The 768-nt window shown below is 59.8% G+C and carries 1 protein-coding gene and 1 pseudogene; both read right to left on the bottom strand.

Annotated elements, in window-relative coordinates; translation table 11 throughout:
- Positions 1 to 110 (bottom strand): 30S ribosomal protein S16 (gene rpsP, locus A3730_RS29360; RefSeq protein ID WP_082872219.1); only part of this gene is annotated, 110 nt, incomplete at its 3' end.
- A 261-nt stretch (positions 111 to 371) separates the two neighbouring features.
- Positions 372 to 768: pseudogene (locus tag A3730_RS01520) on the bottom strand (signal recognition particle protein); the annotation flags it as partial.

Raw genomic sequence — 768 nt, 5'->3', positions numbered from 1 at the left:
CCCAGCTGCTCGATAAAACGACCATCACGGGCGTTACGGCTATCAGCAACAACGATGCTATAGAACGGGCGCTTCTTGGAACCGCCGCGAGCGAGACGAATAATTACCATGGTTTACGTACCTTTTTATCAATCCGGTTTCCCGGCCCGGCCATCGAAAAGGACAGCCTGACCATCGTATCCGCTTGAAAGCCACCCGTGAAAAGCACGGAGAGGCCGCGAAGGGCGCGAATTATACAGGGAGATGCACCACGCAACAAGCTCCGCGCAACACGGTTTCACAGCCCCCCAAACGCAACGCGGACAGAGAGGTGGAGTCCCCACCCGCTCTGCCCGCGTTGTTTCATGAAGCGTGCAGCGTGATGCACTACCTCACATCGGCGGCATGCCGCCTGGGCCGCCCATGCCGCCCGGGGGCATGCCGCCACCCGGACCGCCCTGGCCGCCGCCGCCCATCATGCCTTCCATGCCTCGCATCATGTTCTTCATGCCACCCTTGGTGCGCATCTTCTTCATCATCTTGGCCATCATCTTCTGCTGCTTGATGAGGCGGTTCAGGTCCTGAATCTCCAGACCTGCGCCAGCGACAATGCGCTTCTTGCGAGAGCCTTTAAGCAGATCCGGGTTACGGCGCTCTTTGGGGGTCATGGAATCAATCAGGGCCTCCATGTGCTTCATCTGTTTCATGGCAGCCGGATCCTGGGCCGCTTCCATCATCCCGCCCATGCCCGGCAGCTTGTCGAGCAGGCCGGCCATGCCGCCCATATTA

Source organism: Alcanivorax sp. HI0044, from assembly GCF_001634945.1.
The sequence above is the reverse complement of the archived record's forward strand: the minus strand, read 5'-3'. Positions and strand labels throughout refer to the sequence as shown.